Annotated in this window: 26 protein-coding genes, 1 tRNA gene and 1 pseudogene; 5 read left to right on the top strand and 23 right to left on the bottom strand. The window is 32.1% G+C overall.

What is annotated here, in order from left to right; genetic code table 11:
- Positions 1 to 3: 3 nt before the first annotated feature.
- The 3 genes from bshC to EDD62_RS02045 form a co-directional block, all read right to left on the bottom strand.
- A complete protein-coding gene (gene bshC, locus EDD62_RS02055) occupies positions 4 to 1620 on the bottom strand; it encodes a bacillithiol biosynthesis cysteine-adding enzyme BshC (RefSeq protein ID WP_123807346.1) in 1617 nt (538 codons plus the stop codon).
- Positions 1621 to 1815: 195 nt separating this feature from the next.
- The gene (gene rpmF / locus EDD62_RS02050) at positions 1816 to 1989 is read right to left on the bottom strand and encodes a 50S ribosomal protein L32 (protein ID WP_077140461.1); all 174 of its coding nucleotides are present in this window, start codon (positions 1987 to 1989) and stop codon (positions 1816 to 1818) included.
- Positions 1990 to 2003: 14 nt separating this feature from the next.
- Positions 2004 to 2531: a YceD family protein gene (locus EDD62_RS02045; RefSeq protein ID WP_123807345.1), complete on the bottom strand. Its 528-nt coding sequence runs from the start codon at positions 2529 to 2531 to the stop codon at positions 2004 to 2006.
- Between the two features lie 171 nt (positions 2532 to 2702).
- On the opposite strand from EDD62_RS02045, the gene EDD62_RS02040 reads away from it, so the two are divergent.
- Positions 2703 to 3881 (top strand): tRNA(Met) cytidine acetate ligase, encoded by a 1179-nt coding sequence (locus EDD62_RS02040; RefSeq protein ID WP_170152745.1) that lies wholly within the window; start codon positions 2703 to 2705, stop codon positions 3879 to 3881.
- On the opposite strand, the gene coaD is transcribed toward EDD62_RS02040, so the two are convergent.
- Positions 3871 to 4377 (bottom strand): pantetheine-phosphate adenylyltransferase, encoded by a 507-nt coding sequence (coaD, locus tag EDD62_RS02035; RefSeq protein WP_123807343.1) that lies wholly within the window; start codon positions 4375 to 4377, stop codon positions 3871 to 3873. The two genes, EDD62_RS02040 and coaD, sit on opposite strands and share 11 nt — an antisense overlap.
- Before the next feature lie 62 nt (positions 4378 to 4439).
- Positions 4440 to 5021, bottom strand: coding sequence for a 16S rRNA (guanine(966)-N(2))-methyltransferase RsmD (gene rsmD, locus EDD62_RS02030; protein ID WP_123807342.1), 582 nt, complete (start codon positions 5019 to 5021; stop codon positions 4440 to 4442).
- Positions 5022 to 5098: 77 nt separating this feature from the next.
- On the opposite strand from rsmD, the gene EDD62_RS02025 reads away from it, so the two are divergent.
- Positions 5099 to 5509 (top strand): DUF7147 family protein, encoded by a 411-nt coding sequence (locus EDD62_RS02025; protein ID WP_123807341.1) that lies wholly within the window; start codon positions 5099 to 5101, stop codon positions 5507 to 5509.
- Positions 5510 to 5562: 53 nt separating this feature from the next.
- On the opposite strand, the gene EDD62_RS02020 is transcribed toward EDD62_RS02025, so the two are convergent.
- Entirely contained in the window at positions 5563 to 5829 is a 267-nt protein-coding gene (locus tag EDD62_RS02020; RefSeq protein ID WP_123807340.1) for a DUF2129 domain-containing protein, read from the bottom strand.
- Positions 5830 to 5980: 151 nt separating this feature from the next.
- On the opposite strand from EDD62_RS02020, the gene EDD62_RS02015 reads away from it, so the two are divergent.
- Positions 5981 to 6901, top strand: coding sequence for a glycerophosphodiester phosphodiesterase (locus EDD62_RS02015; protein WP_123807339.1), 921 nt, complete (start codon positions 5981 to 5983; stop codon positions 6899 to 6901).
- Positions 6902 to 7038: 137 nt separating this feature from the next.
- Here the strand turns inward: EDD62_RS02015 and hemL are convergent, their stop codons facing one another.
- The 11 genes from hemL to EDD62_RS01960 form a co-directional block, all read right to left on the bottom strand.
- Complete coding sequence (gene hemL / locus EDD62_RS02010) at positions 7039 to 8322, bottom strand: glutamate-1-semialdehyde 2,1-aminomutase (RefSeq protein ID WP_123807338.1); 1284 nt, start codon at positions 8320 to 8322, stop codon at positions 7039 to 7041.
- A complete protein-coding gene (hemB, locus tag EDD62_RS02005; RefSeq protein ID WP_123807337.1) occupies positions 8322 to 9305 on the bottom strand; it encodes a porphobilinogen synthase in 984 nt (327 codons plus the stop codon). Before hemB ends, hemL begins: the two co-directional genes overlap by 1 nt.
- Positions 9306 to 9345: 40 nt before the next feature.
- The gene (locus EDD62_RS02000; protein WP_123807336.1) at positions 9346 to 10101 is read right to left on the bottom strand and encodes a uroporphyrinogen-III synthase; all 756 of its coding nucleotides are present in this window, start codon (positions 10099 to 10101) and stop codon (positions 9346 to 9348) included.
- Between the two features lie 5 nt (positions 10102 to 10106).
- On the bottom strand, positions 10107 to 11030 hold the full coding sequence (gene hemC, locus EDD62_RS01995; RefSeq protein ID WP_123807335.1) for a hydroxymethylbilane synthase: 924 nt from the start codon (positions 11028 to 11030) through the stop codon (positions 10107 to 10109).
- Between the two features lie 11 nt (positions 11031 to 11041).
- A complete protein-coding gene (ccsA, locus tag EDD62_RS01990; RefSeq protein WP_123807334.1) occupies positions 11042 to 11863 on the bottom strand; it encodes a cytochrome c biogenesis protein CcsA in 822 nt (273 codons plus the stop codon).
- Positions 11864 to 11875: 12 nt separating this feature from the next.
- The gene (gene hemA / locus EDD62_RS01985) at positions 11876 to 13231 is read right to left on the bottom strand and encodes a glutamyl-tRNA reductase (RefSeq protein ID WP_123807333.1); all 1356 of its coding nucleotides are present in this window, start codon (positions 13229 to 13231) and stop codon (positions 11876 to 11878) included.
- A gap of 64 nt (positions 13232 to 13295) precedes the next feature.
- Complete coding sequence (gene yihA / locus EDD62_RS01980; protein ID WP_123807332.1) at positions 13296 to 13889, bottom strand: ribosome biogenesis GTP-binding protein YihA/YsxC; 594 nt, start codon at positions 13887 to 13889, stop codon at positions 13296 to 13298.
- 60 nt (positions 13890 to 13949) lie between these two features.
- Entirely contained in the window at positions 13950 to 15206 is a 1257-nt protein-coding gene (gene clpX / locus EDD62_RS01975; protein WP_123807331.1) for an ATP-dependent Clp protease ATP-binding subunit ClpX, read from the bottom strand.
- Between the two features lie 145 nt (positions 15207 to 15351).
- On the bottom strand, positions 15352 to 16635 hold the full coding sequence (gene tig, locus EDD62_RS01970) for a trigger factor (protein ID WP_123807330.1): 1284 nt from the start codon (positions 16633 to 16635) through the stop codon (positions 15352 to 15354).
- Between the two features lie 84 nt (positions 16636 to 16719).
- The gene (locus tag EDD62_RS01965) at positions 16720 to 17703 is read right to left on the bottom strand and encodes a hypothetical protein (RefSeq protein WP_123807329.1); all 984 of its coding nucleotides are present in this window, start codon (positions 17701 to 17703) and stop codon (positions 16720 to 16722) included.
- Positions 17700 to 18320 (bottom strand): NUDIX domain-containing protein, encoded by a 621-nt coding sequence (locus tag EDD62_RS01960; protein WP_123807328.1) that lies wholly within the window; start codon positions 18318 to 18320, stop codon positions 17700 to 17702. The genes EDD62_RS01965 and EDD62_RS01960 overlap by 4 nt, the downstream gene beginning before the upstream one ends.
- Before the next feature lie 577 nt (positions 18321 to 18897).
- Here EDD62_RS01960 and EDD62_RS09405 point away from each other — a divergent pair.
- Positions 18898 to 19035, top strand: a pseudogene (locus tag EDD62_RS09405) (DUF2188 domain-containing protein); the annotation flags it as partial.
- 604 nt (positions 19036 to 19639) lie between these two features.
- Positions 19640 to 20590, top strand: coding sequence for a hypothetical protein (locus EDD62_RS01950; RefSeq protein WP_123807327.1), 951 nt, complete (start codon positions 19640 to 19642; stop codon positions 20588 to 20590).
- A 1032-nt stretch (positions 20591 to 21622) separates the two neighbouring features.
- On the opposite strand, the gene EDD62_RS01945 is transcribed toward EDD62_RS01950, so the two are convergent.
- The 6 genes from EDD62_RS01945 to EDD62_RS01925 all read right to left on the bottom strand — a co-directional run bounded on the left by EDD62_RS01945 (position 21623) and on the right by EDD62_RS01925 (position 24917).
- Complete coding sequence (locus tag EDD62_RS01945; protein WP_123807326.1) at positions 21623 to 22072, bottom strand: hypothetical protein; 450 nt, start codon at positions 22070 to 22072, stop codon at positions 21623 to 21625.
- A gap of 17 nt (positions 22073 to 22089) precedes the next feature.
- Complete coding sequence (locus tag EDD62_RS01940) at positions 22090 to 23076, bottom strand: DUF6731 family protein (RefSeq protein WP_123807325.1); 987 nt, start codon at positions 23074 to 23076, stop codon at positions 22090 to 22092.
- Between the two features lie 215 nt (positions 23077 to 23291).
- Positions 23292 to 23468, bottom strand: coding sequence for a VraH family peptide resistance protein (locus EDD62_RS09130; RefSeq protein WP_148086834.1), 177 nt, complete (start codon positions 23466 to 23468; stop codon positions 23292 to 23294).
- Between the two features lie 103 nt (positions 23469 to 23571).
- Positions 23572 to 23772, bottom strand: a complete 201-nt coding sequence (locus EDD62_RS01935) for a hypothetical protein (protein WP_123807324.1) — start codon at positions 23770 to 23772, stop codon at positions 23572 to 23574.
- 503 nt (positions 23773 to 24275) lie between these two features.
- A tRNA-Arg gene (locus EDD62_RS01930) sits at positions 24276 to 24349 on the bottom strand.
- 58 nt (positions 24350 to 24407) lie between these two features.
- Positions 24408 to 24917: a metallophosphoesterase family protein gene (locus tag EDD62_RS01925; RefSeq protein WP_170152744.1), complete on the bottom strand. Its 510-nt coding sequence runs from the start codon at positions 24915 to 24917 to the stop codon at positions 24408 to 24410.
- Between the last annotated feature and the right edge of the window lie 2 nt (positions 24918 to 24919).

Genomic DNA, 24919 nt, shown 5'->3' with positions numbered 1-24919 from the left:
ATATTATAAGGTTTTTACAATGATTTTATGGTTGGTGTAAGAAAGTGGTGGATAAGTGGTAGATGAAAACCAATCTAACCCATATTCGTTTAAAAAGTGGAGTGGATGAAATACTCTTTCTTGTAAACCATCTTTTGGATGCATATTTAATTGAATCCATTTCAAGTCATTAAGTGTATTTCTATAGGTTCTTTTATTTAAATAATTTAATTTTCGTTCTATATATTTAATTTCTTTTTGTAATCGATGTTCTGACTGCATTAAATACTCCTTCGAAAGACTATCAGTAACTGATTGTTGAATGACATCCAGTTGATCCATTAAGCACTGATTTAAACGTTCAAAATGATCTTTATACAACGCTTTTGATTCATCATTAATCTTATTTTCAAAATGAGATAACATATTTGAATCGATATCTTTAAACGTTATATTATGACGTTCCATCAATTCAGACACTTCAGCAGTTAAATATGTGATTCTTAGTCGTGGTACGATGATTGGCATTTCCATATCGAAGAATTTAAATATGGTGGTTAATTCTGCCCAATACTTTATTTCACTTGGACCACCTATAAAAGCTAACGTGTTAAATAGCCATTCTTGCATTAACGGACGACTAACAACATTATTTGAGAATAAATGTGGTGCTCGATCAATTTTTTCATGTAACTCATTTTCGGTGAAATACACATCAGTTTCTCCAATTTGAAAACGTTCGCCATCGAAATTTAATGACGCTCTAACACCCTTATATTCATAAAATAAATGCGTATTATGACTTACAGAAATCGTTAGCTGATCAAACACTTTTAAAGCATTTGTTTGACCTTCTTTATAAGCTAGATGTAATGCCTTCTGTTCGGTAATCCAACGATGTAGAAACGGCTTCTCTAACTCGCGTAATCTGCTATCATGGCTATCAATAAATAATAGACCTTCTGATTTAAACAATGTTTGAATCATATGACTAAATAAGTCAACGAAATGTTCAGATCGATCGATAATATTTAATAAGTATTTATGCAGTTCTTTCGTATGCTTTGTTTCACGTTCATGTAAAAAAAATGACTGGACCCATTCTTTCATTTTATTTTTATCAACTTTATAATGATGTACTGAAGTCGTCACATCATTAATATCTAACGTTGTTTTTTTTAACCTATTATGTTTTCGATCTAATGCATAGCCATGATTCACTTCATTCAAATCATGATCCTCACCAGCAATCCAAAATACAGGGACCACTTTTTCTTTCAACAGTTCGGTTTGTTCCTTAGCATAGATAATAATCGATAACACTTTATGGAGTGTATACATAGGCCCCATAAATATTCCGGCTTGTTGACCACCAATGACCACTTGATGACCTTCTCTTAAATAACGTAAGTGATCAATTTGTTGAGTTGATAGTCCATATGGGGTCATATAATTATGAATCACTTTTGCTAATGCTTCACTTCTATCATTTCGCGCATATGTATGACGTGCTTTTACAGTTTCTTTATTGAATGGTTCATGATGATATAAATTTTGAAATTGTTCAAACTGATTTGAATATTGATATAAAAATGACTCATCTGAATCGGATATATATTCTACTGCATCTATTTTCGACAATTAAATCACTCCGGTAAATTTTCTCAAGTATCTTTATTATAAGTGCTTATGATATCTAACTCAATCAACTGAACTTATAATATAGATAAGTTACCAGTTTCCAACGCTCTACCTCAATCTACGAACTTAAAACTGTACTCGATTCATAAAAAAACCTCAAACTCTTTTAAGAGTTTGAGGTTATCATTCTAGTGATTACTCACTAATTACTTCTTTACCATTGTATGATCCACATGCTTTACATACACGGTGTGAAAGTTTCATTTCACCACAGTTTGAACATTCTATCATACCTGGTACTGATAATTTAAAATGCGTACGACGTTTTCTTTTACGTGTTTTACTCGTTCTTCTAGCTGGTACTGCCATAGTTAATCTCCTCCTTACTCACTTTTATCTCGATCAAACAACTCTTCTAGCTTCGAGAGTCTTGGATCTATAGAATCTTCAGTCTCTTCTTGCTTACTTTGTACAAGAGCTTCTTCACTCATCACATCATAACCGCGACCATCTTGTAACGGCTCAGCATCCTCTTTTGCAATTGCCATTGGCTTTTCAACTAAGAGTAATTCTTCCGTGATAGGTTCAAGATTTAATACATTGCCTTCTATCAAATGGTAATGTTCTTCATCAAGTATCATATCTTCACTCAGTACGAAGTATTCAGTTGTCTTAATATCAACTGGATATAATACATCCTCTAACGAACGTTTACACGGTAATACAAACATTCCATTAATTTGGAGTTGTGCAATATACTGCTCTTGTTTCACTTCAATATGACCTGATACAGTTAATGATTCAAATCGTCTTATATCAGTTCGCTCAATGAGCGACGACATATCAGGTTCAACATCGAAGTCAAATTTAGAACCTCTATATTTAGCAAGTTGTGTTAATGACCATTTCATAGAAGTCACCTCTTTAAGACACAAGAATTATTTTAACGATTTTCATACTAATTGTCAAGCATATGTTCAACAGAAACGGTTATAATTTATGTCTCGAAATATACAATATCGAAAGTTTTACAAATCCTTGATATAATATAGTTTAACATATTAAGCACGGGGGATTAAATGATGAATGCTTTAGGAATTATTTCAGAATATAATCCGTTTCATAATGGACACTTATATCAAATACAATGCGCTCGTCAAGATCATCCGGATAGTGTAATCATTGCGTTAATGTCTGGAGATTTCACTCAACGTGGTGAACTCGCATGTTTAAGTAAATTTGATCGTACTCGAACGGTACTTCCCCACGTAGATTTAGTCATCGAACTTCCTCATCAATTTGCGATTCAAAGTGCTCAATATTTTGCACAAGGCGCTATAGAAGCACTAAGACACTTAAATGTATCGACACTTTCATTCGGATCAGAATCTGGTTCAATTAATCAACTAACAAAGATTTCAAAGAAATTACATATCATAAACGAAGAATACAAAAATGATAATCGTGAAGTCATTTCATATATGAGAAGAGGCAATACATATGCTCAAAGCATGAATCAACTATTGGACAATCAATTTAATAATACTCCGAATGATATTTTAGCAACACAATACATTTACCATAATATGATGCTTGATCAACCAATGACTCTTCATACCGTTCAACGAAAAACATCGCATCATCATGATAAAAAGTTAACAAAAGACCCTTTCACTAGTGGAACGTCGATTAGAAATAATTGGAGCACTCAAATTGATCAAAATCCTAATAACACTGTCAACTTGTCCCAATACGTTCCACCTTCAACATATCAATTCATTCAAAAACAAAAACCGAATTCAAATGACTTATTTCTACCCTATATATTATTCACTTTAGAACGAATAAACTATGAAGATTTAATGCGAATTCATTTGATGAAAGAAGATTTCGCACACCGATTAATCAAATACAAACATCAAATGCGGCACATTGAGTCTTTTGATGCTTTATGCCTCTTACTGAAGTCGAAAAATTACTCGTATACATTTATTCAAAGAATGTTAATTCACATCATGCTTAACATTCAAAAAATCGATGAAATTAAAGGGTTAAGGGTGTTAGGTATGAATCAAAAAGGAAGAAAATATTTAAAACAATTAAATAGTGACATTGAAATAATTACGAATGTCAACAAACAAAATAAGCATTTAATTCGTCAAAATATTGAATCAACGAATATGTATAATTTCATAACAAAACATAAAGAGAATGACTTCAATAGGCCTGTCATTCTCGATAAAAGTGAAGTTATTGATTAAATTTTTGAGATAGAGCATTTGCTACAATGTCTGGTACAAAGTCAGATGCTTGTCCTCCGTGTTTTACAACATCTTTTACAACACTTGATGAAACAAAAGAATATTCATTACGCGCTTGAATATAGAACGTATCAATATCAGGCGCTAATGCCTTATTCATTGACGTTAATTGCATTTCATATTCAAAATCAGATACTGCACGTAACCCTCTCACAATGACATGTGCGTCCACTTGCTTGCAATAATCGACTAATAATCCTTGAAAACTTTCGACAAAGATTCCATCCATATCACCGTCAAGAGATTGTTCAATTAATGATAACCTTTCATCAATAGTAAATAATCCCTTCTTGTTTGAATTATTTAAAACAGCGATATACACTTCATCAAATACATGACGCGCTCTTCGAATAATATCTAAATGCCCATATGTAATCGGGTCGAAACTCCCAGGGCATACTGCAATTTTCTTTTTACTGATCCCTTTCTCTGACATAAAGATAACCTCCTTTTTAACTATATGTACGTAACTCACATTGTATCATGATAATGCTTAAATTATGAGCCATGATAAATCAAATAATGTAATTGAATATCACCATAAGGATGTCTACTCTTATATTCATATTGGTATGTTACTAATAATTCTTCATCATCATTTAAAGCTAAAGAACTCTCCGCTTCGATCATTATATGCGCACCTGTATTTAATACATGATACTCATGCAACAACTTAAGTGCATCTTTAATTAAGTCTTTCCGATAAGGAGGGTCTAAAAAGACGACATCAAGCTTTATGTCACGTTTACTCAATGCTTTAATCGCTCGTTTATAGTCTGTTCTATACACTTCACTTCTTTCGGACGCGAGCCCTTTTAACTTATTAATATTTTTTTGTATTATTTTGATTGCTGGATAACTACCATCTATAAAAAATACACGAGCTGCTCCACGTGATATCGCTTCTATACCAAGTCCACCACTACCTGCAAACAAGTCAAGACATATGCGATTACTTAATGCATCTTGTGTTATAATATTGAACATGCTTTCTTTTATTTTATCACTAGTCGGTCGTGTATTATTATTTTTTAGGGCATCTAACTGTATCCCTTTGTATTCACCACTAATAATTCTCATATGACTCACCTTTCAACATGACCTATTTGTCTCAATCATAAATATCTTTGAATTAAATTATTAAAGGAGCGTGTACTATGACACAACACATCATTAAACTTGGTGAAGGCTATGGTGATTTATATGAAATCCATACATTGATTAAACATATGCCGGACAGGATCCAACATGGCATCATTCTCCATAGCGAACATCCAAAAAAAAATACAATGCATACATCATTATTAATCGTCTTATCGCCAACTGAAATTGGTCAATTCACACCTATATATGGCTCATTCGAAGGCATTAAATATGATCCAACACACAATTCCAAGCGTGTACGAGAATTTATAGATATTGTAAAAAGTAATACATCTGTTAACCATATCCACGAGTTCACGGTAAAACATAGTGATAATTTCGCATCATTCAGTCAATATGAACATTACTTAATTGGATTGTTTAGAAACTATCATCTTTTAAAACCACTAGATTTTAATTATTAATATATGATGCTTATTATTTTATTGAAGATTATATTTAGATTATACACAATGGCTTAAAACTTAAAATCACCTTTTTCATAATCTTCTTTTTCATAGGTTGTTGGGATTTCTTTGTATTGTGATAATAAAACTTGCTTAACACATTTGAGTTGATTTAATTTCTTTAAAGTTTTATTTAATCTTCTTGATTCAGTATATAACAACACATATTGATCCATCGGATGAGTATAAATGATATGACCAAATTTTCTAACTTGTTTCACATGTTTTAAATCGGATAAATAAATATAAAGTCCTTGTCTTTGGACAATCTTATCCATATCAACACCTACTCTTTAAATGTTTTTTATTTAATATATTTAAATCCATTTGAATGATATTTAAATGTGACTTTCTTTAAGTTTAACATGGTATTTGATAAAATAAAGAAGTACCGTACGATTTTTAAATAATCTTGTTGGAGGAATTAATATGAACAACTTAACAAAAGGATTACTTGGAGTAACTGCATTAATCGGTGCAGCGATTGGGACAACTTGGGTTGTCACAAAATCAACTTCTAAACAAAAAGCGAAACCAATTAAACCTTTCTTTAATGGCGTAGCTCCATACGTATTTGCTCATCGTGGTGGTATGAAATTAGCGCCAGAGCATACGATGGCTGCTTTCAAATTAGCAAATGAACACAATGTGGATGGTTTCGAAGTTGATGTTCGATTAACTAAAGATGAGCAAATCGTTGTATTCCATGATGCGTTTGTTGATCGTACAAGTAACGGTGCGGGTCGTATTAGTAATCATACGCTTGAAGAGTTACGTGAATTAGATTTCGGTTATCACTTCAAGGATGTTAATGGAGAGCATCCATACAGAGGTCAAGACGATGCTAAAATTGTAACGTTAGAGGAATTGCTAAATGCGTTCCCAGAAATGCGCATTAACATTGATATGAAAGACGATCCTGAAACATATGAAGGAAGTTTAATTCCAAGTGTGTTATACCGTTTAATCAACAAATTAGATGCTAAAGATAGAGTTTGTGTTACAAGCTTTAACGATGCTCAAATTGAACGTTTCTCTTTATACGTTGAAGATGATATCGCACTTGGCGCTGGTCAGAGTGAAGTCACTAAAGCATTTATGCTTTATAATTCAGGTTTTGGTCATCTATATATTCCAAAAGCGAATACATTCCAAATGCCAGTGAAAGCAAATGGATTATCATTAGCAACAAAAGGCTTTATTAAATTCTTACACGGTTTAAATGTAGCAACAGGCTATTATGTTGTGAATAACTTAGATGAGATGGATGATTTAATTCAAAAAGGTGCACATACAATTGTGACAGATAGACCTGATATCGCTCAACACTTGTTAACTCAACGCTATTAATTTATTTAAACTTTAATTTAAACTCAATCGTAAAGCCCTCCAAATAATATATCATTTGGAGGGCTTTTTTTGTTTACTTAAGTAAGGAAATATTTAATCTAATAGGATATATTAATCAAATTCATTGTATCTAAAGTTTAAGAAATTTTTTGAAATGCTCGATCAAATGCATTCAATGTTTCTTTAATATGATCTTCAGTATGCTTAGTAGATAAGAACATTCCTTCAAACTGTGATGGTGGTAAGAAAATACCTTCCTCTATCAACGCTCGGTATAACTTTGCAAATAGATCTAAATCACTCGTTTGAGCTGTTTCAAAGTTCTTCACCTCTTCATTCGTTAAGAAGAATCCGATCATACTTCCAGCTCTATTCACCGTTAACGGAATGTTATACTTCTCTTTCAAACGTATTAATCCTTCTTCTAATAAATCACCTAATTGATTGAAGTGTTCGTAACTTTTTTCAGTTAATTGACTTAATGTCTCATAACCTGCTGTCATCGCTAATGGATTTCCTGATAATGTTCCAGCTTGATAGATTGGCCCATCTGGTGCAATATGCTCCATAATTTCTTTCTTCCCACCGTATGCTCCGACAGGTAATCCGCCACCAATCACTTTACCAAGACAAGTCAAATCAGGTGTTACATTGAAATATCCTTGAGCACAATGGTACCCCACTCTAAAACCGGTCATCACTTCATCAAAAATTAATAATGCACCATGTTCAGTTGTAATCTCTCTTAATGATTGTAAGAAACCTTCAACAGGTGGGACTACGCCCATATTTCCAGCAACCGGTTCAACGATTACCCCTGCAATATCATCACCAAATTTACTAAAAGCAAGTTTTAAACTTTCAACATCATTGTAAGGGACTGTAATTGTATTTTTCGCAATACCTTCTGGGACCCCTGGAGAATCAGGTAATCCTAAGGTCGCAACACCACTCCCCGCTTTAATGAGTAATGAATCTGAATGTCCATGATAACAACCTTCGAATTTCAAAATTAAGTTGCGTTTCGTATATCCTCTCGCTAATCTTAATGCAGACAACGTTGCTTCTGTTCCTGAAGAGACCATTCTCACTTTTTCGATTGAAGGAACACGGTCAATAACAAGTTGCGCAAGTTTATTTTCGAGTACCGATGGCATCCCAAAGCTTGTACCTTTAGCCGTGACTGTCTGTAATGCATTTACAACTTGTTCATCTGCATGTCCTAAAATAAGTGGCCCCCAACTCAATACGTAATCAATGTATGAGTTACCATCGATATCTGTCATCGTTGCGCCTTGTCCTTCTTCAATATAAATTGGATCCATTTGAACTGATTTAAAAGCTCTTACTGGTGAGTTAACACCACCCGGCATTAATTCTACAGCATCTTTGTAATGTCTAATCGATTGTTCTAAACTCATTACACTCTCTCCTCATCTAAATATTTGCAAATGTCTTTTGCAAAATACGTGATAATTAAATCTGCTCCAGCTCGTTTCATCGATGTCATCTGCTCCATCACATTCGTTCGTTCATCAATCCAACCATTCGCACTTGCTGCTTTAACCATGCTATATTCACCGCTCACATTGTATGCAACAACTGGAATGTTACACGAATTACGTACATCACGGATAATATCTAAGTAACTTAAAGCGGGCTTGACGATCATCATGTCAGCACCTTCCATTAAGTCACTCTCAAGTTCTCTCATCGCTTCTAGTCGATTTGAAGAGTCCATTTGATATGTTTTACGATCACCAAATGACGGAGTACTTTCAGCTGCATCTCTAAACGGCCCGTAAAAACTTGATGAATATTTAATGCCATAACTCATAATTGGAATATGCTCAAATCCTGCATCGTCCAAACCTTGTCTAATGGACGTTACAAATCCATCCATCATATTGCTTGGCGCGATAATATCAGCACCTGCTTTAGCTTGTGATACAGCCGTCTTTACAAGTAATTCTAAAGTTTCATCGTTTTTCACATCGTGAGTATGTTCATCAATTAACCCACAATGACCATGATCGGTATATTCACAAAGACATGTATCCGCTAAGACGACCATATCTGGATATAATGATTTCACTTTACGAATGCCTTCTTGAATGATGCCGTGATCATGATACCCCTCTGTACCACACGCATCTTTATGCAGTGGAATACCAAATAAAATAATCGAACGAATACCAAGTTGATATACGTCGTCTAATTCTTCTTCAAGTCGATTCAATGAAATCTGATAAATTCCTGGCATACTTGGAATTTCTTTCTTTTGATCCGGTGCTTCAATGATAAAGATTGGATAAATTAAATCTTCTTTATGTAAATGTGTTTCTTTCACCATTTTACGAATTGTTGGCGTTCTTCTTAATTTACGGTGACGGTCAAACATTATATCTCCCCTTTTTTTTATTTCTAAATATTGTGTTTAAATATTATTCTGAAACAATACGATCAACCATTGATTCAAATGTTGGTTGGGCTGAAATCACTACTTGCTTCACCTGAATATCATATTTTGCTAACTCAGACATAATTGCTTCATAAGTAATCGCTCCAATAACAACTATCGTCAACTGCTCAATGTAATCCTGATATTTTTTATCGAGTTGATAAATAAGTGTAACAAAATGATTTGCAGCACTTGGAGAACTTAACATCAAATATTTTGTAAATGATTGATTTGTTGATAAAAATTGTTCCAATTTAATATATGCTTGTTTATTATCTACTGTATCATAGACTTCAATTTTTTGGACAGTAATCTGTTGAGTGTTCAAACATTGTTCGATCACATCTCGTGACCGATTAGAAGTAGGTAATAACACACTTTTAATCACCATCTTATCTTGATTGATAAGACGAACGAGGTCAACGATGCCTTCTTGCGTTGAATCTTCCGATATATAATCCACATGAATATGCTTCGATTTACAATATTCACTCGTTTTATGACCAATCGCAATCACATATTCATACGATATTTCGTTGAGCAAATGACGACTATATTTCACGCCATTTATACTTGTGAAAATGAGCGCATCAACATGTTTACGTAATTCAGATGTATCGATTTGATTTTGAATAAATTTAATGAATGGAATGTGACACACTTCAAGATCAACATGAGATTTTATTTTAGATTCCAATGATGAACCCATTCTACTTTGCGTCATTAAGACATGTTTCATGTCAATTACATTTCCTCATTCAATCGGTCGATGATCTCTTTCGCTCCTTGTTCATACAAAGCTTTTGCCACAAGTAATCCTGCTTCTTTCGCATCATGATGAGTGGCTGTATGCATATATTTCTCTTGACCATCTTCCGACATAATTAAACCTGTAAATTGTACTTCATCTTGTTCATTAATCGTTGCATAGCCACCGATAGGGACTTTACAACTTCCATCCATTTGTGCCAAAAAGATTCGCTCTGCAGTGGTAGTACGTGCTGTCTCATCATCATGAACAGACTTTAAATAATGTTCAATATCACTGCCTACACGTGTTTCAATACCGAGTGCACCTTGTCCAATCGCTGGAATCATTAATTCTGGTTCTAAGTACTCAGTAATGACATCTTCAGACCATCCCATGCGGTGTAACCCTGCTGCTGCTAATATAATAGCATCGTATTGTCCATTTTTTAACTTTTTCAATCGAGTATCGATATTTCCTCGAATCCATTGAATTTCAACATCGGGTCTAATTGACTTAATTTGGGCACCACGTCTAAGAGATGAAGTACCGACGACTGAGTTTGGCGCAAGATCTTTTAATTTCAAATGATCATTGGCGATATATGCATCTCTTCGGTCTTCTCGAGATGGAATACATGAAATTTGAAGTCCATCTGGCAACTCACTTGGTACATCTTTCAAACTGTGTATTGCCATATCAATTTCTTTATTAAATAATGCTTGTTCGATTTCTTTGACGAACAATCCTTTACCACCAACTTTAGATAATTGAACATTTACAATTTCGTCACCTTTAGTGACAATTTCTTTAATCTCAATATCTAATTCTGGATGAGCTTGTTTCAATGTATTAATAAACTGTTTCGATTGCGTTAATGCCAGTTGACTTCTTCTAGATCCAACGATAAATTTCGGCATGCTTTAACCTCCTAATAATGAAACCCTGAAAACATTGTAATAAATATAAAATTAAATAATAAAATGATAAAAATTCCAACATTATATTTCGCAAAATGAGAAAATGTTTTGTACCACTTTAATGATAATAAAATCAATAACATATAACAAATAAACACGATAATAGACATGATAACTTTAATATCTAAAAATATACTATATCCGATATAATATATCCCCCACTGTAAACCTAAAATCAGACTAACTAATAGCATCAAAGTACCAATGAGTATAAAAACACGACTATAAAAATGCATTTTGGCCAAATTACCCATACGTTTAAATGCTTTATCAAATTGGTTCGTTTTAAGTTTTTTATCTTGAATCATAATCATCACACCAAGTGATGCCGCAATAAGAAATAGCACATAACTCAACAACGCCAATGTCACATGTATATTTAATAATTCATTACGCATAAATAATCTTTCGATTGTATTATCTTTCACCGGTGCAAAGATATTAATGGATATAAATATGAATCCAAAGATATTCAAGAATAAAATGAGATAATCTGATGGACTCCATTTTAAAAAAATAAATGAAATCGTCATAATGAGCCATGCAACTAACCCGAATGATTCAGTTAAGCTATGCATTGGCAAACGGTGGTGTTGCATCATAAACATAAACAAAAAGATTGTTTGACTAAACCAAACAATCCCTAATGTATAAATGCCAAGCTTTTGGACTTTATCGTGTGATAAAACAAAATCATAATACAAACATAATAAACTAAACGCGTAGATAAATATAATAAGTTCTTGTAACCTTAATAAATCCATAGGGTTCATATAGTATCCCCCTTATCTAATGGTCTTCACTTGATTTAACAGCTGTTTCATACGGTAATATTTAGCGCGTTTTGCTTCATCTTTTTCCGCTTCAATGAGCGCGACAACGTCCTCTTCAATATCAAAGATATCCATAAAGAATTCAAGTTTTTCATGACCATGTGACTCCCCAGCAAGTTCTTTAGCACTTTGAATAGGGTCTTTCAACATTTGATTGATAATACTTTTCGTATGTTTTGAAATAACTTTGCGTTCACGCTCAGACATATTAGGCATTTTATTTTCTATTGAAACCATCGTCTCGGCCTGAATCGTTAGCGCCTTCTCACGCAACGCAGTGATAACTGGGACAACACCTAACATATCTAGCCACTTCGTAAACTGTTGTTGCTCATCATTAATCATCTGTTCAATTTGTGCTGCGGCTTGTTGTCTTTCTTTTAAATTGTAATCAATCAGTCCATTCAATGCATCAACGTCATATAAATATAAGGACTCTTCTCGCTTAATATTCGGGTCTATATTTCTAGGCAAGGAGATATCTAGAAATACACGTTGTTTATTTTTATTTGAAACATGCTGAAGTGTATCAACGCCTATAATATACTCTGTAGCGCCCGTCGCTGTTAAAATAATGTCAGCATCATTAATAACATCTGTTATACGATCAATCGCTGCATGTTTAATATTATAGTCTGAGGCTATTTCAATTGCCCTAGTCTCTGTACGGTTCATTACAGTGATATGATTTGCACCGCGGCCTTTAAAGTTTTCAATAGCAAGCTTTGCCATTTCACCAGCACCTACAACTGCAATATGCTTATTTGTGAATGAATCAAATACTTTACGTGATAATTCCACTGCAGCATAACTTATAGATACTGCACTCTCTGCAATTTTCGTATCACGATGAGCTCGCTTTGCGAGTGTCATCGATTGTTTGAATAACTTATTAAACATTGTCCCCGTTGCTTCGAGTTTATGTGAGCGTTCGAATGCTTCTTTAATTTGACCTAAAATTTGAGTTTCCCCAAGCACCATTGAATCAAGTCCACAATTCACTTTAAATAAGTGTTCATAAGCATCAGCGTCAACGTTGATTGTCATCATTGACTTAATGTCTTCGATATCTATGTCAAACCACTCTGATAAAAATCTAGCGATATAATATTTACCAGTATGCAATTGGTCCACGACAGCATATATTTCTGTACGATTGCATGTGGATAATATGACATTCTCCAATATACTCTTTGTATCTTTTAACTCAAGTACTGCTTTTTCAATATTAGAGTCGTTAAAAGCGACTTGTTCTCTAAGATCAACTCGCGCTGTCTTGTAATTAATGCTGACAGCTAATGTATGCATAATGACCCCTCCGTTAACACAATTAATACTTTATATTATACTATTTATTAATAATCATTACAAACTACCTTCCAATGAACTGAGCGATTAAATTCCATACGTCATCGACTTTATCTTTCTTAACGGATGAAAATGTCATAAATTCGTCACCTTCCTCGAGTTGAAGAGAATGAAGAATGTTCTTTTGTTGTTTATTAATATTATTTTTCGTCAGTTTATCTTCTTTCGTTGCGATGACAATCGTCGGTATTTGATAATGCTTTAAGAAATCATACATTAACACATCATCCTCCGTCGGATTATGTCTTAAATCGACAAGCTGGATGACGACTTTCAGGCATTCTCTATTCACGAAATATTCTTCAATCATTTTGCCCCATTCCGCTCGTTTTGCTTTTGATTCTTTCGCATATCCATAGCCAGGGACATCGACCATAACGAGTTGATCATCTAGGTTAAAAAAGTTTAACGTCTGAGTCTTACCGGGTTTACTTGAAACACGCGCAACGCTTTTACGACCAGTAATAGCGTTGATAAATGTTGATTTTCCTACATTAGAACGACCTGCTAATGCAATTTCTGGCAATCCATGTGTTGGATAATGTGCTTTTGAGACACCACTAGTCATAATGTCAACTTTATTTGGATTGATTTTCATTTAATTACTCCTTTCATAACAAATACCTGTACATCTTCAGTCATGTACAGGTATCAAATATTATGCACTTGTTTGTTCAGATGACTCAATACGCTCTCCGTCTTGATTATATAATTCTGGTGATTGCTCATTGACAATCGTATCTTTTGTAATCACAACTTTATGAATATCATCATTCGATGGTACATCGAACATAATATCAACTAAAGTCTCTTCGATAATAGAACGAAGTCCACGTGCACCCGTTTTACGTTCAATGGCTAACTCACTGACCGCACTTAAAGCATCATGATCGAATTCAAGCTCTATATCATCTAATTCTAACATCTTCTTATACTGTTTCACTAATGCATTCTTTGGCTCTGTTAAAATTTGATTCAATGCATCTACGTCAAGTGTATCTAAATTTGCAACAATTGGAACACGTCCAATAAATTCTGGAATTAAACCATAAGTTTGTAAATCTTCAGGACGAACTTGTTCAAGCAATGATTTCGTTTCATCGATTTTCTTCTCTGAACCACCAAATCCAATCACTTTCTCACCGATTCTTCGACGAATAACATCATCAATACCGTCAAAGGCACCACCTAGAATAAATAGGATATTCGTTGTATCAATTTGAATCATCTCTTGATTTGGATGCTTACGACCACCTTGTGGTGGAACGCTTGCAACTGTACCTTCTAGTATTTTAAGTAATGCTTGTTGAACACCCTCACCACTTACATCACGTGTAATCGATGTATTCTCTGATTTACGCGCAATTTTGTCGATTTCATCAACGTATATAATTCCTTTTTCAGCTTTTTCAACATCAAAGTCAGCATTTTGTATTAAACGAAGTAATATATTTTCAACGTCATCTCCAACATATCCAGCTTCAGTTAAACTTGTTGCGTCAGCAATAGCAAAAGGGACATTCAAACTTCTTGCTAACGTTTGAGCGAGTAACGTTTTACCGCTTCCTGTTGGTCCAATTAATGCAATATTGGATTTTTGAATCTCAACGTCATCATTCACTGCCATTTGATTAATACGTTTATAGTGATTATACACTGCGACACTTAATGCTTTCTTCGCTTTCTCTTGGCCGATCACATACTCATCTAAATGGTGCATGATTTCTTTTGGTTTTGGTAATTCAATTAATTCTGATACTTTCTCCTGTGCTAATTCTTCTTCGACAATCTCAGCACATAGTTCTATACATTCGTTACAAATATATACTCCACTTCCTGCGACAAGTTTCTTAACTTGATCTTTATCTTTTCCGCAAAAAGAACATTTATAAGTTGTTTGTTCATCTTTTGACATATATTTTCACCTCATCATTTTCAAACTATACTAAAGTTATTCCATTGTTGCAAATCATACACTCACCATTATTAGATAGACAAAAGACAGCTCAAACATACGGTTGAACTGTCCTTCATATATGCAATCATTGAATTCGTGTAAATTATTCAGCTTTTGCGTTATCTACGATTACGTCGATTGCTTTTTGTACTTTCAAATCATTTTCTAAGATAGATAAATCACCTAATGTTGATTTGATATCTTCTACTGAAATACCAAATTGTTCACTCATCTTAGTTAATTCTTCATTCATCGCTTCTTCAGTCACTTCGATATTTTCAGCATCACTAATCGCACGTAATACTAAGTTTGTTTTGACACGCTCTTTGGCATCACCTTTCATTTGCTCTTTCAATTGATCTGTATCTTGACCTGATAATTGAGAGTACAATTCTAAGTTCATGCCTTGTTGAGCTAATCGTTGTTCGAATTCTTGTAACATACGGTTTAATTCAGTTTCAACCATTGCTTCAGGAATATCGATTTCTGTATTATCTGTTGCTTTAACAACTAACTCTTCTTTCATTTGAGCTTCATTGGCTTCTGCTTTTTGAGTTTTCATCTCTTCCGCTAACTTCTCTTTATAATCTTGAACGCTGTCAGCATCTTGATTTAATTCTTTCGCTAACTCATCTGTTAATTCTGGAACATTCTTTTCTTTAATATCGTGAACTTTCACTTTGAATGTCGCCTCTTTACCCGCTAAATTCTCTGCATGGTATTCTTCAGGGAACGTCACGACAACATCTTTCTCATCACCTGATTTAACACCAACTAATTGCTCTTCGAATCCAGGGATAAATGATCCAGAACCGATTTCAAGTTCATATCCTTCAGCTTGTCCACCTTCGAATTGTTCTCCATCCACATAACCATCAAAATCGATCACAGCAACGTTACCTTCTTCAATTGCACCGTCTTCTTTCAACTCAAGTTCCGCTTTACGTTCTAATTGAGCGTTAATCGCATCTTGAATTTCTTGATCTGTGACTTCATCATCTTTTTTCTCGTAAGTTAACCCTTTATATTCACCAAGTTCTACTTCAGGTTCAACGGTAACATTCGCAACATAAATTAAGTCTTTACCTTGCTCCATTTGCTCAATATCTACTTCTGGTTGAGCAACTGGGTTAATCCCTACTTCATCAATGGCTTGTGGGTATGTTGCTGGTAAAATAATGTCTAACGCATCTTGGTATAAGCTCTCTACTCCAAAACGTTGTTCGAACATTTTACGCGGCATTTTACCTTTTCTGAATCCTGGTACCTCAACTTGTTTAACAACTTTTTTAAATGCTTGATCAAGCGCTTCATCTAATTTTTCGCTCGGAACTGTAACTGTTAACGTTCCTACATTTCCTTCTTTTTTCTCCCATTGTGCAGTCATAAAAAAACCTCCGTCATATTTAGATATCTATACTTCATAGATATTTCCATTTATTTTTTCAACTTAATTATTATATCAATTCATCTAAAGACTATCAAGTTCTAACGATTGAATGCTCATTAAAAACATCTTTAACTTCCTAGCAGCAACAGTCGTCTCAAACTCGACATCTACTGGAATCCCCATGTCAATAAACATTTGATAAAATGCAGAGCGTACATCCTCTTCTTCGAGGTCATACATCCATTCAAAATACATTGGATAGATTTTCGTTAGAATAAACATCATCGCTTCTTTCGCCAAATAAAAACTGGATGGATTTGAACTTTCTAAATCTCGCAGTATATTATACGTTTCATAAAATTCTAAAATATAATCATCAAAAGTTTTGGTCTCTGATGGTACACATTCAATCAAATGCCCGTATTTAGTTAATGTTACAACAACGCCATAGTTCATCCACACTAGATATTCAAGGATCATCGTTTGTTCTATTTCACTAATGCGGTCATCTTTTATCAATTCAATCGCAATAGGGATTTTCTCAACATCACGATTGTTCAACCACATTCTAACGCGTTCAATTCTTTCGGAAGACGCTGAGTGAAAATAGTCTTCAACTTGATGTTTCAACTCTTGATATTGTAATTCAAAGTCATCTGTCTCAGATTGTTCTTTTTCATGAAGTGATTTCTTGAGCTGTAATCGAATCGTCTCATCTTGCATAAACGGGTCAACTTGATCAATGCGTTCCTCTGCAGAGCGTATATCTCCTTCTAGGATTAACGACTCTATATAAATCATCATCAATCGATCATAATAAACAGAAGAATCATTTGATAATAAATATTCATCAATCTCTTCTCTTAAGGTCGGACCTTCTCCCATATTCATATAACAAATCATTTTATAGAAAAACACTTCATCATCCATAGTGGATAATCGCTCATAATCAGTAATTAACAAATACGCATCTTTATACTGATTGACATCAATCAGTTCCATCACTTCGTCTAACAACTTAGATTTCATTTTAGGAAAGACGATTATTTTATCATCTTGACTCATTGATGGAACAACTGACTTTCTTTCACAATCAGTTCACTCCACGATTCCATTGGTTGGACTTCACTCACTGATTTGTGATCGACCCAATCAAATTTAATCGTATCACTTTCTCTAGGAAACACTTCTGAACTGTCCACTCGAATTTTGAACACGACACCAAGATGAACACGACCCACTTCATTATCATCATCATTGATTAAGCCTATGACTGATAGTTCCCCTTCTGTATTGCGCTCTAGACCGATTTCTTCATTCAACTCACGCACGCAATTTTCATGCATCATTTCATTAATGTTGTCCATCGACTCGATATCATTCATATGACCCCCAACACCAATTGAAAACAAGCCATGTAAACGACCCTCACCACCACCAGAAAGACGTTCATAAACCAATATACCACGCTCACTCTCAACAATCGCATAACTAATCAATTGCTTATACGAAGGATCTTCTTCCATATCCCCACGTCGCATTACTTCATAGTCATTAAACGTTGATTGAATTTCAGCAAACGACTGTTCATTCATATCAAGAAAACCATTGAATTGGTTTTTTTCATCATTAAATAATGTCTTACGATCTACTACAATAATCTGTTCATCAAATTTACTCATTCAGTTGACCCCTTTCAATTTGTTCATTCATTTTAAAATATATCAATAATTGAGTTAAATGTGAAATAGAAATCTTATAGTTTGATGGCGTGATAATTTATTCCAACTACTATTTTTGTTTTTTTGTTGATGGATTTTTCTTACACAGTTTATTCCATCTACAACTTTGCCGTTTTTGTTGATGGCTTTCTCTGCACTCTTCCATTCCATCTACAACTTCAGCGATTTTGTTGATGGATTTTTCTGCACTCTTCCATTCCATCTACAACTTTAGCGATTTTGTTGATGGATTTCTCTGCACCCTTCCATTCCATCTACAACTTCAGCGATTTTGTTGATGGATTTCTCTGCACTCTTCCATTCCATCTACAACTTCAGCGATTTTGTTGATGGATTTCTCTGCACTCTTCCATTCCATCTACAACTTTAGCGATTTCGTTGATAGAATTGTTCTTATTCATTTAAGCTGGATATTAATAAAATATAAAAGGAGGTGAAGCAAGTGGCAGATACTAAAACAAATGTATATGTATATCAAATAGAAAATAAAAACTAGGCTGTTCATTACGAAGGTCATGATAACGAAACAAACTCTTTTGATACACAAGATAAAGCGATTGAAGAAAGTCGTAAATTAGCTAAACAAAACAACGTTGATGTTATCATTCATGATACTGAAGGTAACATTCGTGATAAAGACTCATTTTCTATTTAATTATCTTGCAAATTTTAAATAGTTAAAGTCCCATTAAATCAACAAATTCAAGTTATTTTCTCTTTTATAGAATATTTCATTATTGATTTAATAATGTTCATAGTAAGTTTATTTATTTTCTAATAAATTTTTTCTTAGGATCTGACAAATATTTATTTATTTTTATCACTGCATCCGATAAAACTTCAATTTCTTTATTCATAGTTTCAATATTAGAATTTAAGTTTTCATTTACTTTTTTGTTAACAAATACATTGTAAATAAGTTTTCTTTAGTTCCTCTATATAGTGTCAGAAGTATCGAATTTTTCTGTTATTCCAGAATTCTCAGGAAATCCTCCCTCATCTAATGACTTATTCATATAATCCAATAAGGCAAAATATAATAAAGTTAACCTATCTAAAATATCAAAATACATCTTAGAAACAACAAATGAATGTAGGATATATATTATATAGTAACAATCAACTAAATCATGAGCTTTATATACTTATAGAAAGGGATCAAATTTGTTATATTATTACATTTTGTGACATAATAAATTTGATATTGATAATTTAGCAGAATCATTGATTAATAAAATTATGGTTGGAGATGAATATAATTGAGCCAAATAAAAAGTAATGAAAAGATAGAATATTATTTGAACCTATTAAAAATGACTTATGATCAGTTAACTAGATATTTAATTGACAAATATGGTCCTGCTACAGATGACTATTATAGAGAGTCTTCTTATTATAGGTTTCTTAATGGTGAAATAAAAAACATAACAACTGGTAATTATTCACGAACTAATGAAGGCTTATATTGTCATCATATTGATGAAAATAAAATGATGAATATTTCCAATAAAGAATTTATAAAAAATTATAATTATTCATTTGATTACCAAAAGAAAGAAAGACTAGTTTATTGTAATCTTATTGAACATTTAATATTACATACTTTGATCACTATTGAAACAAAGGGTAACTATGGCTATCTTGGATATATTACATATTTATCACCAACTATACATGAATGGTATATTGATCGCATTCCTCTTAAAAGAGATTGGATGATAAAATGTAGAGATGCCGCATTTCTAACACCCTCTGAGGCCAAACTTATTTTAGACAGAAGTGATAAAATTATATCTAACATGGAATATAAAAAAAGGTTAAAAGAAAAAGGTTATAAAAAATTACATCATAGATTAAATCAAAATCTAACAATACCTCAATTTAAAAATCATGAAAAACAAATTAGTATTATGAAAAAAGATATAAAATTAAAAGTTAAGTATCTAGAAGAAGAATCTTACCGATTGAAAATGAAAGAAAGAGAAATTTCACAAAAAATGAATGAAGTAAAAGATTTCAAAAGTAAATATCCTAATTTAGTAAAATTAAATATTACTAAGTTTACACCAAGAAAAAAATTATTAGATCATCTATTCATATATAAGTACAAAAATATATTATCAAATAAGAAAGAACTTAACTCACTCAAAATAAATGATACGAGAGATAAAATCCTTGAAGAACTTGAAACTATTTTAAAGAATAAGTAACAATGATACAAAGTATCTACCATCATTAACTAAATAATATATCTATGATAAAAAAAGGAAATTATCATTTTATAAACTATAAAAACAATCGTGATTATTTGTGAATAAACATGATATTGTCTGACTTTTATAAATCAGAAGTCCCCTTCACAACAAGGCTATGATCAAATGTAATTTTATATAATTCTTAAATTAAACTTCCTATAAGGCGATAATTGTACAAAAAAAGGTAAATGAATGAAAGCAAATACATTGGGGTTATAGTATTTCAATTAAAATAAGTTCAAACAAATGTAAAACATAAGAATACAAAGAAGACATAAATTCTATTGCAATACTTTTGTATCTATAAAATAAATGTAGGGGTATTCTTTTGAATAGAAAATTTATAAGAACTTTGAAAAAAATCTCCAAAAAATTGATGAATACTATACATATTTATAGTAAATTAAAAATATAGAATGAAGAGAGAAAAAATTAAAGAACGAAAAGAAAAAAATTTAATAAAAAACTACAATTAGCCTTAATGATTTTAATAATAATTCAAATTATTATCGCCTTACTAAAATAAGAGGAAAGGGTTCACACACCTACTGTTCCTTTTCACTATAAATGGAGGTGAAAGAAATGACAAAACTTACTAACTATCAAATTTTTTTAATAATTATTATCCTTTTATTATTTATAAGCATATGTATTACCTTACTTAAATAAGTAAAGGATAATAATATTGGTTAAATCAATTGAGAAACTATAAAGCCATTAAAAATTTAAAACCATTAAATATATACAAAAAAATAAGAGTTCTAAAATATTCCTTAAAATAAAAAAAGGAACATTTTTTGGTGCATGAACTCTTAAAATCATGTTATATCAAAACTAAGTAGCGTCCTGGGAGGACTATCGAAACACCTTTAAAATCAATATATATAGAAGGCTTTGTCGCCATTTCGTCGCCATAATCTATGAGTTTATATGAATATTGATGCATAGCTGAATAAAACTCTATATTTAATATATAAAGCTTCATTTTTATTCATGATCACTATATTTAAATAGAACTGCATTTATAATTTTAAAGAAGTCGTATATATATAACAATGAAAGCATGATACAAAAAGGAATTATAAACTGAAATAATAACACTAAAATTCTATATTTAATAATAATTTCAAAGAAAAACAAAAATATTATTAAAGATGATAATGAAATTATAATTGTTAAAAATGCAGAATTATTAATATTTTGAATTTCATTTCTTGATACAGAATTTGGTCTTAATAATTTTTTTATTAATGTTGTATCGTGAAGAGCTGCGATAATACTTAGTGAAACACTATAGATACCTAAAATAATAGATTGAAGCACAATTAACGAATTAACACCTTGTAATGTACTTTCAATTGAAATTCTTATATTAAAAAATGAATAAAAACTTATAATTATAATACTCGAGGCCAATGCTATTACTATTTTCAACATATAACCTTCTCCCTCTTTTATAAGTCATTTGTTAAATCTCTAAAGGTCAGACCAGAAACTTTTTTATTTTTGTATGAATGAGTCATTTCACTAATTATAGATTGAGCATTTAATGTCCCATTATCTTTATCTGAGGTAAATGTGTATGTGAAAGTTAATCTTTCTTCTATTAATTCAAACTTTTCAATAACATCTTTTTCTGAATTTCGCCCTTTTACATTCATTTTAGTTATAGTTTTATTATTATTACTAAGTTTAGAAATAAAACTTTTTACTTGATCACGAATTAATGTTTTCTTTTTATCATCATTAGTATTCAAATAATAATGCAATTTGATTCTTTGTGCTCCTAATGTCTTATCATTATCTATTACAGATTGACTATTTTTGAATCTATCATGATCTTCAACAACAATTTCTAATTCAGTATATTTCTCTAATGATTGAGCCTCATCGATTCTGGGTCTGTTTAAAATTGGTGCCAAATTTATAATTGTATACTTTTCACTTTCTCTCTCTTTATCAATCTTCTCGTTATAAATAGTTGAAAAAAGATCTACAACACCTCTAAGCGATGTACAATTTCTATTTGATTGAACTACTAAAGCGTTATTATCAATGTCATAAAGTAAAACCATTACTTCTCCTAAAAATGAATCATCATCAAGTTTTACCTCTTCTTCTTCATATGATGAATCGTAATTAATTACATTATCTTCAATAGTTTGTTTCATTTCCTCATTTTTTTTTATTTGGTAAGGTAAATCAAATTCTCTTTGTTTTAAAATTTGAATATGAATGAAACCTGGTTCATGTGTTATTACTTTTTGTAAAATCAACTTTTCCCCCTGGTAAATAGTGAACAATTCCTCATTTGCTAAGTTTTGAACACTTTCAATAAATTCATAAAAATTATATCGTTCATTTTTCATAAAGTCTGGACCATTATATTCTTCTGTATATGTCCTAAATATATTGAAAGTAACCTTTTTACTCTTCCCCATTATAAAACCTCTTCCATTTGTGTAGTTATTTCAAAGTTTACAGAAAAATGTAAACGGATGCAATACACTAAAAAAGCTACTAGAGGAGAACCACTAGTAGCAACTACACAACTATATAATATAATATCTTTTACAGAAGTACAAACATTTGTTCTTATTTTGATATATACCTGAACATCGATTGTCCATATATTATATTTGTTTTAAATATAAAGTTATTTAGGTTTTATATCGTCATTATCATCAATATTACAGAAAAAGAAGAAGTAAGCCACTATTCCAAGTGGAATACCTAGTAATGGAGTTGTAAATGTGCTTGCAATAAAAATCATTAAAATCAACCATACAAAATCTTCAGATTCCCATTTTTTCTCCATTAGATAATTAACCATTTGTTTAATCGTCCTATAAAAATCTCCCTTGATAGCTATTTTACAAATAATTTTCCCTATTTATTAATGAATACGATTTTGAACATGAGTTACAGAAAATTGTTTATTCTTTTATTTCAACTAATTCAGCTTTGATCATTTGATTTCTCATTAACTCTACAGTTTGACCTTTTTCATTCTCAACAGTAATAAATAGATCTGTAATTCCCGCGTATAAAACTTTAATTGATTTTTTCATCTGTACATTCTTAAAAACTTCACCGTTAGACATTGTAATATCATAAACGTATATTTTTTTAGCCATAATATATCCCCTTTGTATTTAAAATTATGTATACATCATTTAATCTATAGAAATTCAATTTCTTGTAGATGATAAGGAACGAATGTAAAGTCAATTTAAACTTATTTCCGCCTAATTTAAATAAATAATAACATTTTCGCTAATCGATAAGAAAATATGCAATTTTAATTTATATAAGTGATATACTCAATATAAAAAAGGGGCTTTTCGCCCCTAGTGATTATTTGTCAGTCTTATCGTTTTTATTTAATGCTATCAACAGGGCGATTGTTGATATTAAAGCGATTTGACTGTTTTTTCATCCCTATTTTTCCCTTGTTATATATTTATTTGAAATAATTCATACTATTACAGCAAATCTTATGTATAGAGCTTTTTACGAAATTTATTAAGAAAAACAAAAAAGCAAGATAATAAAGTACGTGAAATTTTTCAATCCATAAATTAAGGATACAAAAATGACACAAATTACTTTAAAACCTTGCTAAATTAATGAGTTGTAGCGTCCTGGGAGGGATTCGAACCCCCGACCGACGGCTTAGAAGGCCGTTGCTCTATCCAGCTGAGCTACCAGGACTTTATTTTAACGACATATATCATTATATAATTAGGTCATGATATATGTCAATAATCATTTAACATCTAATTGAAATTTCTTCTTTAGACATGACATTGCCGTCTCTTGTCATCCATTTCAATTGAAGTTGCTCTCCATCGCACTCAATCACTAAATAACTCTCTGGATCTTCACCACGGGATTGTGTAATACTACCAGGATTTATCACGAATACCCCATCAATCTCTTCGAATTTTCTCACATGAGAATGTCCATACAGAGCGATTTGAGCGTTATGAGCTCGTGCGTCGATTGCAAGTTCATACCTAGATTGCCCGATGTGATGTAAATGACCGTGTGAAAAATATATCGTCAGATTTTCTATAGTTAAGACTTCATCTTTAGCAAAGCTAGCGTCATGGTCGACATTTCCTGTGACAGTTAAATACCCTTCTAATTCTTTGTCATCATGTGCAAACTCAGAATCTCCTAAATGAATGAACTTTGAACCATCTCTGTGTCGATTTCGAATTTGTTGTAAAATACCTTGTTCACCGTGATTATCTGAAACAACTATTATTTTATCCACCA

This window comes from Abyssicoccus albus, from assembly GCF_003815035.1.
Taxonomy (GTDB): Bacteria; Bacillota; Bacilli; order Staphylococcales; family Abyssicoccaceae; genus Abyssicoccus; species Abyssicoccus albus.
This window is presented reverse-complemented; position numbering and strand designations above follow the sequence as displayed.